At 70.8% G+C, this 13,255-nt stretch carries 11 protein-coding genes; 5 read left to right on the forward strand and 6 right to left on the reverse strand.

Annotated features, from left to right (window positions below):
• Positions 1-192 precede the first annotated feature (192 nt).
• A complete protein-coding gene (locus tag ACG01O_RS00645) occupies positions 193-1,947 on the forward strand; it encodes a bifunctional protein-serine/threonine kinase/phosphatase (RefSeq protein ID WP_394380042.1) in 1,755 nt (584 codons plus the stop codon).
• Between the two features lie 59 nt (positions 1,948-2,006).
• Here ACG01O_RS00645 and ACG01O_RS00650 read toward each other — a convergent pair whose 3' ends face one another.
• Positions 2,007-2,498: a hypothetical protein gene (locus ACG01O_RS00650; RefSeq protein ID WP_394380043.1), complete on the reverse strand. Its 492-nt coding sequence runs from the start codon at positions 2,496-2,498 to the stop codon at positions 2,007-2,009.
• 147 nt (positions 2,499-2,645) lie between these two features.
• Positions 2,646-3,902, reverse strand: a complete 1,257-nt coding sequence (locus ACG01O_RS00655; RefSeq protein WP_394380045.1) for an MFS transporter — start codon at positions 3,900-3,902, stop codon at positions 2,646-2,648.
• Positions 3,903-4,093: 191 nt separating this feature from the next.
• Between ACG01O_RS00655 and ACG01O_RS00660 the strand changes: the two genes are divergently transcribed.
• From ACG01O_RS00660 to ACG01O_RS00675, 4 genes are all read left to right on the forward strand, one after another.
• Entirely contained in the window at positions 4,094-5,368 is a 1,275-nt protein-coding gene (locus ACG01O_RS00660; protein ID WP_394380047.1) for an ANTAR domain-containing response regulator, read from the forward strand.
• A gap of 739 nt (positions 5,369-6,107) precedes the next feature.
• Complete coding sequence (locus tag ACG01O_RS00665; RefSeq protein ID WP_394380049.1) at positions 6,108-7,001, forward strand: dioxygenase family protein; 894 nt, start codon at positions 6,108-6,110, stop codon at positions 6,999-7,001.
• Positions 6,998-7,714, forward strand: a complete 717-nt coding sequence (locus tag ACG01O_RS00670; RefSeq protein ID WP_394380050.1) for a response regulator — start codon at positions 6,998-7,000, stop codon at positions 7,712-7,714. Before ACG01O_RS00665 ends, ACG01O_RS00670 begins: the two co-directional genes overlap by 4 nt.
• Positions 7,708-8,940 (forward strand): ATP-binding protein, encoded by a 1,233-nt coding sequence (locus ACG01O_RS00675; RefSeq protein ID WP_394380052.1) that lies wholly within the window; start codon positions 7,708-7,710, stop codon positions 8,938-8,940. Before ACG01O_RS00670 ends, ACG01O_RS00675 begins: the two co-directional genes overlap by 7 nt.
• A gap of 12 nt (positions 8,941-8,952) precedes the next feature.
• On the opposite strand, the gene ACG01O_RS00680 is transcribed toward ACG01O_RS00675, so the two are convergent.
• From ACG01O_RS00680 to ACG01O_RS00695, 4 genes are all read right to left on the reverse strand, one after another.
• Positions 8,953-9,903 carry an HD-GYP domain-containing protein gene (locus ACG01O_RS00680; protein WP_394380055.1) on the reverse strand — a complete coding sequence of 317 codons (951 nt, stop codon included), beginning with the start codon at positions 9,901-9,903 and terminating at the stop codon, positions 8,953-8,955.
• A gap of 146 nt (positions 9,904-10,049) precedes the next feature.
• Entirely contained in the window at positions 10,050-10,847 is a 798-nt protein-coding gene (locus tag ACG01O_RS00685; protein WP_394380057.1) for an ABC transporter ATP-binding protein, read from the reverse strand.
• Positions 10,848-10,851: 4 nt separating this feature from the next.
• A complete protein-coding gene (ntrB, locus tag ACG01O_RS00690; protein ID WP_394380060.1) occupies positions 10,852-11,784 on the reverse strand; it encodes a nitrate ABC transporter permease in 933 nt (310 codons plus the stop codon).
• Positions 11,785-11,787: 3 nt separating this feature from the next.
• Positions 11,788-13,035, reverse strand: coding sequence for a CmpA/NrtA family ABC transporter substrate-binding protein (locus ACG01O_RS00695; protein ID WP_394380062.1), 1,248 nt, complete (start codon positions 13,033-13,035; stop codon positions 11,788-11,790).
• Positions 13,036-13,255: the final 220 nt, after the last annotated feature.

Genomic DNA, 13,255 nt, shown 5'->3' on the forward strand with positions numbered 1-13,255 from the left:
CGCCCTCCTGGCCTGACCCTTGCATCGCAAGCGATGTGCCAGCGATGAGGCTGGCCTTTTTCCCGGCCGCAGCGTGTTTTGCGCATAGCGGCGCCCCACACCGAAGCGCATTTGGGCCCGGTGCGGGTGCACTCACCCCAAAAATGCACCAGCAACGAGCGCGCACCGTGTGCGCCGTGTTCCCCGACCCCCATGCGTTTTGAACTCGACATGGGCCTGTCCAGCCTCCAAGGCCGGCGGCCCCGCAATGAAGACTTCGCTGGCGTGCAGGCCCCGGCGGCGCACGAGGCCGACCGCGGCTGGGTGGCCGCGCTGGCCGACGGCGTGAGCGGTGGCGAGCACGGCGAGGGCCTGATGGCCGCGCAGACCTCGGTGATGAGCCTGCTGCGCGACTTCCACGCCGTGCCCGCCGACTGGGACACCAGCGTGGCGCTGGACCGGCTGCTGGGCCACCAGAACGCCTGGCTGGCCGCCCACAACCAGCGCCCCGGGCCCGAGGGCCATGCACGCGAGGCCCTGACCACGCTGACCGCCGTGGCCCTGCGCGGCCGCCGCTACGCGCTGGCCCATGTGGGCGACAGCCGCGCCTGGCTGCTGCGCGACGGCGCCTGCCTGCAACTGACGCAAGACCACCGGCGCGAGCGGCGCGACTTTGCCGGGCTCACCCGCGCCATGGGCCTGGACGACGCCCTGCGGCTGGACCACAGCGCCGGCGAGCTCAAGGTGGGCGACCGCCTGCTGCTGACCAGCGACGGCGTGCACGGCGCCCTGCGGGCCCGGCAGATTGCCGACCTGCTGCGCGCCACGCCCGGCGCCCAGGCGGCGGCCGATGCCCTGACAGCCGCCGCCCTGGCCGCCGGCAGCCACGACAACGCCACCGCCCTGGTGCTGGATGTGAACGACCTGGCCGACCCGGGCCTGGACGACCTGGCCGCACTGGGCCGCAGCCTGCCCAGCCCCGGCCCGCTGCCGGTGGGCGCGGTGCTGGACGGATATGCCATCACCGCCCGCGTGGCCGACAACGGCGTGCACCGCCTGCTGCAGGCGCGCGAGCCGCACAGCGGCCGGCTGGTGGCGCTGAAGATGCTGCACCCGGGGCGTTCGGACGACCCGGAGGAGCGGGCCATGCTGGCGCATGAGATCTGGCTGGGCCTGCGCCTGGCCGAAGCCCCGCGCCAGCGCCGCTGGGCCGGGCGTGACGGCTCCTCCAGCGGCTTTGTGCGCGTGCACCCGCCGGCGGACGGGGCGACGCACTTCTATGCCGTGTTCGACTGGCACGCCGGCCAGACGCTGGAGCAATTGCTGGCCGCCGGCCCGCTGGACGCGGCGCAGGTGCTGCCGCTGGCCACGGCTGTGGCCCGGTCGCTGAGCCTGCTGCATGCGGCCGGTGTGGTGCACCGGGACATCAAGCCCGGCAACCTGCACCGTGGGGACGACGGCCAGTGGCGCGTGCTGGACCTGGGCGTGGCGCTGAGCCCGCGCTCACCCGCGGCCGCACGCGAACTGCACGCCGGCACGCCCAGCTACATCAACCCCGAGCAGTGGCAAGACCCGCCGCTGCCGCCCGATGCGGGCTCCGACCTGTTCGCCCTGGGCGTGACGCTGTACCAAGCCCTGACCGGCCGGCTGCCCTATGGCGAGATCGAGCCCTACCAGCTGGCCCGCTACCGGCGCGAGCCCGCCAGCGTGAGCCGGCTGCAGCCCAGCGTGCCCATGCCGCTGGACCGCATCGTCATGCGTGCCGTGGCCCGGGATGCGCGCGCGCGCTTCGAGACGGCGGAGGAGTTGCTGCTGGCGCTGGAGCGCTTGGCCGCACGCGACCAGGCCGTGCCGGCCCGGCCCGCGAAAGCGAGCGCGGAGCCGTGGTCGCCCTGGCAAGTGGCGCTGGCGGTGTCGGTGCTGCTGAACCTGCTGCTGGTGGCCTGGCTGGTGTTCCTGCCGCGCTAGGCCCTGAAGCGCTGAGGGCTGAACCTCTGACGGCTGACGCGGCCCTTGGCCCCTCGGCGTCAGGGCTGGTGCGGCGTGCGCACCCGTGGCTGCCAGCCCCGGGCGCGGCGGATGGCGCGCACCGCCTGGTACAGAAAGTTGACGATCCCCACGAAGCCCAGCCCCACGTACACCGTGAACGCGGGCGAGCCGGGCGTGGTGTCCAGCCCCAGCTGCCGTGCGGCCAGCAGGGCCACGCCCGCCAGCAGCACCGGGCCGATCAGCAGCGCCGGCAGGCCCAGGTAGGTTTTGGTGAGGGTGGCGGCAATTTCCGGCAGCTGCAGCGGCGTGGTGTCCAGCAGCTCGTAGGTGTCCGTCTGGCTGACCACCAGCCCGCCCAGGTGGCTGCGCAGCGTGGGCTGCGCCAGGTTGGACGCAATGCGCAGGCGCTGTCGGCGCAGCGGCAGCAAGGGCACCCAGAAGGCGCAGGCCCACTGCGTGGCGGTGGCGGTGCCGTCCGGCGCGTGGCGCCAGCCGTAGTACAGGGTGCCGAAACCGTTGATGCTGCTCATGACGCTCCCTCATCGCGCCAGCGTTGAACAGAACTGCGGGGCTGGCGGCGGCGCGATTGTGGGGCTGCTTCCGGTGCGGTCAGGCCGTCGCCGACCTGTCCGTTGCGACAGCTCATCTGCGGCAGGTCAACTACGGCAGGTCACCGCTCAAACGCGTTGGAAGTGCACCGGCTCGGCCTCCACCGCAGCCGGGGCCCGGCGGGCGCGGCCGCCCTTTTCAGCCCAGGTGCGCGTCCAGCGGATCTGCATCACGCGCATCACGCCCAGCATCAGCACGGCCAGCACCGCAAACACCACAAAGCCCCAGGCATAGGTGCCGGCGTGTTGCTTGGACAGGCCCATCAGGTTGGGCACCAGGCCACCGCCCAGCGCGCCCACCTCGCCAATCATCGAGCCCGCCACCGCCGTGGCCGCGGGCCAGCGCAGCGGCACCAGCTGGAACAGCGCGCCGTTGCCCGCGCCCAGCGCCGCGAAGCAGGCGATGAGCAGCAGCGTGGTCAGCACCAGCGACCCGCCGGCCAGGCCCACGCCGGTCAGCGTGACGGCCACGGCCACCAGCACGCCGGTCAGCACGTTCACGCCGCCCCAGCGGTCCGACAGCGCGCCGCCCACCACGCGCACGGCCGCGCCCATGAAGGCGGCCAGCATGGTCAGCTGCCCGGCCTGCACCTTGGACACGCCGAACTGGTCGTAGTAGTAGGTGGGCAGGAAGGTGGTGAGGCCGATGAAGCCGCCAAACGTCACGCCGTAGATCAGGCTGAAGGCCCAGCCGTCTTTCTCAAAGAGGCAGGCCGCGTGCTCGCGCAGCGAGGCGTGGGCGTCCACGTCGGGCGGCTCTTTGGCGAACACGATCATCACCACCATGGGCAGCACGATGGCCGCGGCCGCAAACGCGTAAACGGTTTGCCAGCCGTAGGCCTGCGCCAACGGGGGCGCCACCAGCACCGACACGGCCGTGCCCACATTGCCCGCGCCCACCAGGCCCATGGCCAGGCCCTTGTATTGCGGCGGGTACCAGCCCGAACCCAGGCTCAGCGCCACGCCAAAGCTGGCGCCGGCAATGCCCAGCAGCACGCCCATGGCCAGCAGGTCGTTGTAGCTCTTCACCATGAAGAAGCCGTACAGCATGGCCACGGCGATCATGCCCATCTCCACCAGCGTGGCGTTCTTGCGGCCGATGTACTGCGACAGGAGGCCCAACGGAAAGCGCATCAGCGCGCCGGCCATGATGGGAATGGACAGCATCAGCCCCTTCTGCGCGGGCGTGAGGCCGTAGGCCTCGCTGATGAAGGGCGCCAGGGCGCCGTTCAGCACCCAGATGCAGCAGGAGAACGCGAAGTACAGGAAGGCAGCCACCAGCGTGGGGCTGTGGCCGGCGCGGCGGAAGGAGGGCAGGGCGGACATCTTGGGGCTCGTACAAAACCGACGACGAGCGCCCGGCACGCCACCGGAAGCGGGCCTGCAGCGGCTCGGGCATCGCGGTGGACGGTGGCCGCACCCTTGCAGCCACTTCGCCCCAGGCTCTGCAAGCACCATGCCTGCCCGTCGCAGCGCCAGCGCGGGGCGCTGGCCTGGTTCTTGCGCCGTTTTGGGGCGTGAACCTTGAACTCCACCCCTCCCATGCTGCCGCCTCCCGGGGCGACCCCACCCTGCCGCTGCTGCTGTGCACCCCGGCAGCGCCCCCGCAGGCGGCCGCGCTGCAAGCCCTGGGCTGGACGCTGCGCACCGTGTCGGCGCTTCAGCCCCTGCCCGATGCCCCAGCCTTGGGCTTGATCTATGCGCCCCAAGGCACCGAGTTGGCGCACGGCGCGCACCCCGAGCGGGATGCGGGCCTGCCGCTGGTGCTGCTGGCGCCCCCACCTGGGGCGGCCGAGCGCCAGGCCTGGTTGCAGCGCGGCGTGCTGCACGGCCTGCCGCCGGAGGTGGACGCCGCCTTGCTGGACCAGACCCTGCGCTGGGCTGCCGGCCTGGCCGCACAACTGCACGCGCGAGAGCAGGCCGCCCAGGCCCGGCTGGACGAACGCAAGTGGACCGAGCGCGCCAAGGGCTTGCTGATGCAGGCGCGCGGCATTGACGAGGCGGCCGCGTTTGCGCTGCTGCGCAACACCGCCATGCAAACCCAGGCCAAGCTGCCCGAAGTGGCGCGCGGCGTGGTGCACACCAGCGAGCTGGCCGAGGCGCTGGAGCGCGCCGGCGCGCAGCGCATGTTGAGCCAGCGTTTGGTGAAGCTGCAGGCGCTGCGCCAGTGGCCGGGGCTGTCGCTGGCCGAGCGACGCGAGGCGCAGGCGGTGCTTGACGGCTCGGTGGAGCGGGTGGCGGCCAACCTGGTGCGCCTGCGTGAGTTGCTGCGGCAGGACTTGTCGGCCGAGCTGTCGGCCGTGGCGGCGGCCTGGCAGCAACTGGACGCCGCCCTGCACGCCCGCGTGCCCGACCTCGCCCGCAGCGACCGCGCCGCGCAAAGCCTGCTGGACGCGAGCGAGCTGCTGGTGGCCCGCCTGAGCCAACGCGCCGGCCCGCGCCCGGTGGCGCTGCTGGCCCGGGTGACGCGGCTGCGGCTGCTCAGCCAGCGGCTGGCCAAGCAGGGCTTGCTGGCCCAGGTGCTGCCGGGGCAGGACGTGCGCGGCCTGGCCGAGGGCCTGGACGAGTTCAACCGCGCCTACGACGAGGTGCGCGCCGCCCCCTTGGCCGGCCCGGGCTTGCAGCCGGCCTTTGCCGAGGTGGACGAGGCCTGGCGCTTGTTGTTGCGCGGGTTGCGGGTGGAGCAGGGGGATGCGGTGCAGCGCATGCATCAGGGCAGTGAGCGGCTGTTGCAGGCGTTGGAGGGGTTGATTCAGGCAATGCAGGGGTCGTTGCAGTTGATCTTGGGGTGATCGTTATTCGGCTGAATGGGGGCTTTTGTGGGGAGCCTGTTCTGTTCGGTGCACCGAGCCGGGAGTTCGCCCCGGCGGGCGAGTAACTTTTCTCTGTCTTGCCAGAGAAAAGTCACCAAAAGAGAGGCACTAACCGCACGCCATCGGGCCTCGGGTGAAGCTCGCGCGCGAGAACTGTCGCTCGGCTGGTGCGTAGAAGCGACCCGCTTCGCTCTCGCCGCCCACTTGTCACCGCAGCCATCCATCGAACCTGCGCCACGTTCAACGCCGGCTGCACGCCGGGCTCATCAGTGAATGCACCACATGCTGTGGCGCGCCGTCGACGGCGCTTGCCTTCCGCTCGTGAGTTCGGCGTTCAGCCGACGTTAAGCGCACGAGCGGTGGATGAGTCGGGTTGGGGATAAGGACAGCAGCGAGAGCGCAGCGGCTCGCTTCGTGCCCGCAGCCGGAAGGACGTTCTCGCGCGATGTGCGTCGCAGGCCAGTGCCCGTGTGCGGTTCAGCGCCTCTTCTTTGGTGACTTTCTTCTGGCGCAGCAGAAGAAAGTTACCTCGCCGCCGGGCGGGACTCCCGGCACGGTGCACCGAACCGAAAAGGCTCCACGCAAAAGCAACGTCAAGAAATCGCCAAACCCAAACGGCCCCTGTCCGTATCCACGCCGACACAATCTGCCCAAGCTCCCGATACATCCAGGCGGTGCAATGCCTTCACTCCCCACCTCAAGTGACTGAAGGACCTCCATGCAACACGACCACGACCTCGGCCTGGCCCATGACCTGAGCCGCTTGCAGCAACAAGCTCTGGAACGCCGCACCGCCCTGCGCTGGCTGTTCGGCGCCGGCGCCGGGGCCATTGCCGGGGCGGGCGCCATGGCGCTGGTGGGCTGTGGGGGCGGCGGCAGCAGTGACAGCAGCAGCGCATCCAGCTCCTCCGGTTCGTCCAGCTCCGGCGGCAGCAGCAGCTCGGGGGGCACAACCACCACCACCGGCTGCTCCGTCATCCCGAGCGAGACCGAAGGCCCCTACCCGGGCGACGGCTCGAACACCGCCAACGGCAGCGTGGCCAACGTGCTGGCGCTGTCGGGCGTGGTGCGCAGCGACATCCGCAGCAGCATCGCCGGCGCCAGTGGCGTGGCCGCGGGCGTGCCCTTGCAGGTGATCATCGAACTCGTGAACACCAACGCCTCGTGCGCCGACCTCTCCGGGTACGCCATCTACCTGTGGCACTGCGACGCGCTGGGCCGCTACTCCATGTACTCCAGCGGCGTGACCGGCGAGAACTACCTGCGCGGCGTGCAGGCCACCGGCACCGACGGCACGGCCACGTTCCAGACCATCTACCCCGGCTGCTACTCGGGCCGCGTGCCGCACATCCACTTCGAGGTGTACCGCAGCACCACCACCGCCACCAACTGGAACAACAAGCTGCGCACCTCGCAGCTGTGCTTCCCGTCGGACTCCAACGCCGCCGTCTACGCCACCAGCGGCTACGGCAACAGCGCGGCGAACAACAATGCCATCAGCCTGGCCACCGATGGCATCTTCAGCGATGGCTACAGCACCCAACTCGCCACCGTCACCGGCTCGGTCAGCGCCGGCTACGTGGCCCGATTGAAAGTAGGTATCGCCGCATGAATGGACTGTGCCTGGTGGTCGACGACGACGCCGAGATTCGAACCAGCCTGACCACCTACCTGCAAGGGTTTGGCTGGCGGGTGAACGCGGCGGCCGACGGCCGTGCGATGCGCCAGGCACTGGCCCTGCAACGGCCCGACGTGATCGTGCTGGACCTGATGCTGCCCGGCGAAGACGGCCTGGCGCTGCTGCGCTGGCTGCAAACCCAGGCAGACGCGCCGCCGGTGCTGATGCTCACCGCCCGTGGCGACACGCTGAGCCGCGTGGTGGGCCTGGAGCTGGGTGCGGACGACTACCTGGCCAAGCCCTTTGAGCCGCGCGAGCTGGTGGCCCGGCTGCAGGCGCTGGTGCGGCGTGCGGCCAAGGGGCAGGGCGGGCCGGTGGATGACGACACCCGGCTGCTGCGCTTTGGCCGCTGGCGCTTTGACCGCATGACGCGCCAGCTCGTCAACGCCGAGGACGTGGGCATTGCGTTGTCGGCCGCGGAGTTCCGGCTGCTGGCGGCGTTTGTGCAGCGCCCCGGCCGGGTGCTGAGCCGCGAGCAGCTCATCGACCTGACCCGCGCCCCGGGCGTGGAGGTGAACGACCGCAGCGTGGACCTGGCGGTGTCGCGCCTGCGGGCCAAGCTGGGCGACACGGCGCGCGAGCCCGCGCTGATTCGCACCGTGCGTGGCGAGGGCTACCTGTTCGACGCCGAGGTCACGCCGTGCTGAGCCGCTGGCGCCGCTGGGATGGCCTGGGGCTGCGCCTGTTCCTGCTGATGTGGGTGGCGCTGGCGCTGAGCCATTTCGTGGCGTGGAGCCTGGTGGTGCAGACCTTCAGCCCCAAGCCCGGGCCGGTGCCGACGCTGGCCTCAGGGCCGATGGGCGACGCGGCCAACGGCCCGCCGCCCCGCCCGCCGCATGAGCGGGGAGGGCCGGGGGCACGGGGCGACCGCCCGAACCAGCGCCCCGATGCCGGGCCGATGCCGCCCCCGTTCGGGCCCCCGCCGGGTGCGGATGCGGGCGGGCCGGGGCCGCAGGGGCCCGTGCCCGTGTTGGGCCCGGGCCGGCTGCCCACCTTCCCCTCGCTGCCGCCCAGCCTGCCGTGGACGTCCAGCCTGCTGGACTACGGCGTGCGCCTGCTGGTGATTGCGCTGGCGGCGTGGTGGGGTTCGCGCTGGCTGGCGGCCCCGGTGCGCCGGCTGGTGAGCGCGGCGCAGGCCCTGACGCCCGCCCTGGCCCAGGGCCGCGCGGCGCCGGTGCTGGCCGAGGACCAAGGCACGCGCGAGGTGCGCGAGGCCGCGGCCGTGTTCAACCGCATGGCGGCGGAGTTGAGCGGGCAGTTCGAGGAGCGCGGGCTGATGATGGCCGCCATCTCGCACGACCTGCGCACGCCGCTGACCCGCATGCGGCTGCGGCTGGAAACCGGCGAGGTGGAGGCCAAGGTGCGCGAGCGCTGCATCGACGACCTGCGCGAGATGAACCGGCTGGTGGAAAGCGTGATCGAGGTGTTCCGCCCGGCCGAGGCGGTGGCGCTGCAGCGGGTGGATGTGTCGGCGCTGGCGCAATCGGCCGTGGACGACCTGGCCGAAACCGGCGCCGATGTGCAGTTCGAAGGCCCGGCCGCCGTGGTGAGCGCCGACCCCGTGGCCCTCCGCCGCGTGGTGGACAACCTGGTGGGCAATGCGCTGCGCTATGCAGGCCACGCCCGGGTGCGGGTGGACCTGAGCGCTGGCGTCACGCGGCTGGTGGTGGACGACCACGGCCCCGGCATTCCCGAGGCCGAACTGGAGCGGGTGCGCCAACCGTTCCGGCGCGTGGAGGGCTCGCGCAACCGCGAGACGGGCGGCACCGGGCTGGGCCTGTACATCGCGCAGCAGCTGGTACGGCGCCAGGGCGCGGTGCTGGCGCTGAGCAACCGGCCCGAGGGCGGCCTGCGGGCCGAGGTGGTGTTCTAACGCCGGCGGGGCTCAGTTGCTGCCGCGGGTGCGCAGCACGTCAGTGGGGGTGAACAGCTCGGCCAGGCTGGCGTCGCGGGCGGCGCCGGCCACGGGGCGGCCGGCGTCTTTGCCGGTGGCCGCGCCCACGGGGGCGTCCAGCGGCTGGCCTCGCTCGTCGGTCAGCAGGGCCACCATGGGGCGCAGCGGGTCGGTGGTGCGGGCGGTCACGATGGCTTGCTCGCCGGTGTTCAGCGCCACTAAGGCGCCGGGCGGGAACACGCCGATGGTCGTCACCACCGAGGCGCCGAACTTGTTGGCGCTGCGCTGGTGGAAGATGGACATCGCCGCCGTCGGGCTGAGCATGGCGGGCCGGCCGTTGCGCGGGCTCATCTTGGCGCAGAAGACGTCACAGGTGCGCAGCACGTCGGCCAGGTCGGTCATGCGGGTCAGGCCCTGCGGGTAGCCCTGGCCGTCGGGTTGTTCATGGTGCTGGGCCACGGCGGACAGCCAGTCTTCGTCCAGCACGCCCAGGCCGCGCAGCAGGCGTTCGCTGTCCAGCGGGTGCTCGCGCATGCGCTGGCGCTGGGCGTCGGTGAGCGGGCTGCTCTGCAGGGCCAGCGTGGTTTGCAGGTCGGTCACTGCGATGTTCATGGTCAGCGCGGCGCTCAGTGCGCTCAGCCGCTTGGCGGCCGTCCATTCCTTGCGGTGGGCCACCAGCCACACCACGCAGGCGGTGTGCAGCGAGTGCAGTGAGCCGTAGCGCGACAGCTTCTCCGGCCCGATGCGCACCACCTCGAACACGCCGAGGTCGACGTCGTCGACCATGAGGTTGTCCAGCTCGCGCGTCATCGCCTCCACCGAGGCGGGGAAGTTGCCGGTGGCCTGCGGGGCCATCAGCAGCAGTTCCAGGCGCTCTGCCAGCCCCTGCAGCGCTTGCCAGCGGCTGAGGGTGGGGTGTTCGAACGGGGACGCGTCGGCCATGCGGAACTCCTTGCGCAGAGGGCTCCGATGCTAGGCCGAAGCCTGCCGCCTCGGCCAGCACCCCCCTGCCAAAAGCCACACGGGAGGCGCTTTCGCGCCAAATCCGACCGCTATCCCGGCAGCCCGCCCGGGGCGCCGGGCGGCCGTCAGGCGGCCTGTTCGACGTGGGCGTGCCGCGTGTACAGGAAATCGATCACGGCCTTGCGGGCGGCGATGTAGCGCTCGTCCTCCGCCAGCTCCACCCGCACGCGCGGGCGCGGGATGCCGACGTCCAGGATCTCGCCGATGGTGGCGGCCGGGCCGTTGGTCATCATCACGATGCGGTCGCTCAGCAGCACGGCTTCGTCCACGTCGTGCGTGACCATGATGACCGTGCTTTGCGTGCGGGCCACGATCTTGAGCAGCTCGTCCTGCAGCTTGGCCCGGGTGAGTGCGTCCAGCGCGCCGAAAGGCTCGTCCATCAGCAGCACCTTGGGCTCCATGGCCAGCGCCCGGGCGATGCCCACGCGCTGCTTCATGCCGCCGGAGATTTCATGCGGGCGCTTGTGCAGCGCGTGGCTCATGCCCACCAGCTCCAGCGCGGCGCGGGCGCGCACCTTGAGCTGGGCGGCGCTTTCCTTGCCGCCGAAGACCGACTCCACCGCCAGCAGCACGTTGTCCAGGCACGAGAGCCAGGGCAGCAGCGAGTGGTTCTGGAACACCACCGCCCGCTCGGGCCCGGGCGCGGCGATCTCGCGGCCGTCGCAGATCAGGGCGCCCGAGCTGGGCACCAGCAGCCCGGCGATCAGGTTCAGCAGCGTGGACTTGCCGCAGCCCGAGTGGCCGATGAGCGTGATGAACTCGCCGCGGTTCACGTCGAGGTTGACGTTTTGCAGCGCATGAAAGCGCCCCTTGCGGGTGTGGAACACCATCTCGGCGTCTTGCACTTGGATGAACGGCTTCATGGCATCAGTCCTCTTCAAAGGTGAAGTGCTTGGCAATGGCGATCAGCGCCCACTCGAGCAGCAGCCCGACGGTGCCGATGACGAAGATGGCGATCAGGATGTGGGCGACGTTGAGGTTGTTCCACTCGTCCCACACCCAGAAGCCGATGCCCACGCCGCCGGTCAGCATCTCGGCGGCCACGATCACCAGCCAGGCCGTGCCTACCGACAGGCGCACGCCGGTCAGCACGTAGGGCAGCACGGCGGGCAGCAGGATGCGTGTGATGACCTTCCACTCGCTCAGGCGCAGCACGCGGGCCACGTTGAGGTAGTCGGTCGGCACCCGCTGCACGCCCACGGCGGTGTTCACCACCATGGGCCAGATGGAGCAGATGAAGATGGTCCAGATGGCGGCCGGGTTGGCGCTCTTGAAGGCCAGCAGCCCGATGGGCAGCCAGGCCAGCGGCGACACCGGCTTGAGCAGCGCGATCAGCGGCGAGACCATGCGGTTGGCGAACTCGAAGCGGCCGATGATGAAGCCGAGCGGAATGCCCACCAGCGCCGCCAGGCCGAAGCCCATGCCCACGCGGGACAGCGAGTTCAGGATGTTCCAGCCGATGCCTTGGTCGTTCGGGCCCTTGCGGTAGAACGGGTCCGAGAACAGCTGCACGGCGGCATCGAACGTGGCGGCCGGCGTGGGGAAGGCGCCGCCTTTCATCGTGGCCAGGGCCCACAGGCCGATCAGCAACGCGACGCTGATGACCGGCGGCAGCACCCGCAGGGCCAGGCCGCGGCCGTCGAACGGCGGGCGCGTGCGCTTGGGCGCTGGCGCCTCGGGCTGGGTGGTGGCTGCGAGCGCGGCCGGGCGCGTGGCTGGCTGTGCGGTGGCAGCCGTGCTGGGCAGCGGTGCCGGCGAGGCGGCCGCGTCACGCGGGGAATGGAACACTGCGGACACCATGATTTAAGCCTTCACCTTGAAACTGTCGGCGTACTTGGCGGGGTCTTTGCCGTCCCACACCACCCCGTCCAGCAGCTTGGAGCTGCGCATGGCGTCCTTGGGCACGCTGATCTTGAGCGCGCTGGCCGCCTCGCTGTAGAGCTTGGTCTGGTTGATGGCCTTGGCCGTGCCGAGGTAGTCGGGGTGGTCCTTCAGCAAGCCCCAGCGCTTGTGCTGGGTCAGGAACCACATGCCGTCCGAGAGGTATGGGAAGTTGACCGCGCCGTCGTCGAAGAACTTCATGTGGCGAGGGTCGTCCCAGGTCTTGCCCAGGCCGTTCTGGTAGCGGCCCAGGATGCGCTGGTTGATGGCGTCCACGCCGGTGTTGACGTAGGCCTTGTCGGCAATCGTCTCGGCCATCTTGTTCTTGTTGATGAGGCCGGCGTCGATCCAGCGGCTGGCTTCCAGCACGGCCATGATCACGGCGCGCGCGGTGTTGGGGTACTTCTTGACGAAGTCGCCGGTGGTGCCGAGCACCTTCTCGGGGTGGTCGGGCCAGATGTCTTGCGTGGTGGTGGCGGTGATGCCGATGCCGTCGATGATGGCGCGGTGGCCCCAGGGCTCGCCCACGCAGTAGCCGTCCATGTTGCCCACGCGCATGTTGGCCACCATCTGCGGCGGCGGCACGGTGATGACCTTGCTGTCCTTCTGCGGGTTGATGCCGTGTGCGGCCAGCCAGTAGTTCAGCCACATGGCGTGCGTGCCGGTGGGGAAGGTCTGCGCGAAGGTGTAGTCGCGCTTGTCCTTGGCCATCACCTTGGCCAGCGACGCGCCGTCCACCGCGCCGGCGTCGGCCAGTTTCTTGGACAGCGTGATGGCCTGGCCGTTGCGGTTCAGCGTCATCAGCACGGCCATGTCCTTCTTGGGGCCGGACACGCCCAGGTGCACGCCGTAGATCAGGCCGTACAGCACGTGGGCCATGTCCAGTTCGCCGTTGACGAGCTTGTCGCGCACACCGGCCCAGGAGGCTTCCTTGGTGGGAATGATCTTGATGCCGTACTTCTTGTCGAAGCCCAGCACCGAGGCCATCACGACGCTGGCGCAGTCGGTCAGCGGGATGAAGCCGATGCGCACTTCCTCTTTCTCGGGCTTGTCCGAGCCCTGGGCCCAGGCACCGCCGGCCACGCCGAGGGTGGGCAGGGCGGCTGCGGCCGCAAGCAGGCTGCGGCGGGAGAGGTGGGGCGTGGCGGTCGAGTTCTGGCTGGCGGTCATCACGGGCTCCTGGGGGTCATGCAGGGCGCAACGGCGTCGCAGCCACGCTCTGCCCGCGCCGCACTGCTGCAGCGAGGACGCAATAGGAGAGGTCGGACGCCGTTGTCCCGAAGTGCCAGCCGGGTGAAGTGCCGACTGGCCCGAGAGGCCTGCGCCTTTGCAGGCCTCGCACTCCTCATTGCAGCTTGCGTGCCAGCTTGTTGGCGGGCCGCTGGGGGCG

Source organism: Pelomonas baiyunensis, assembly GCF_043555935.1.
In the GTDB taxonomy this organism is placed as follows: Bacteria; Pseudomonadota; Gammaproteobacteria; order Burkholderiales; family Burkholderiaceae_C; genus Pelomonas; species Pelomonas baiyunensis.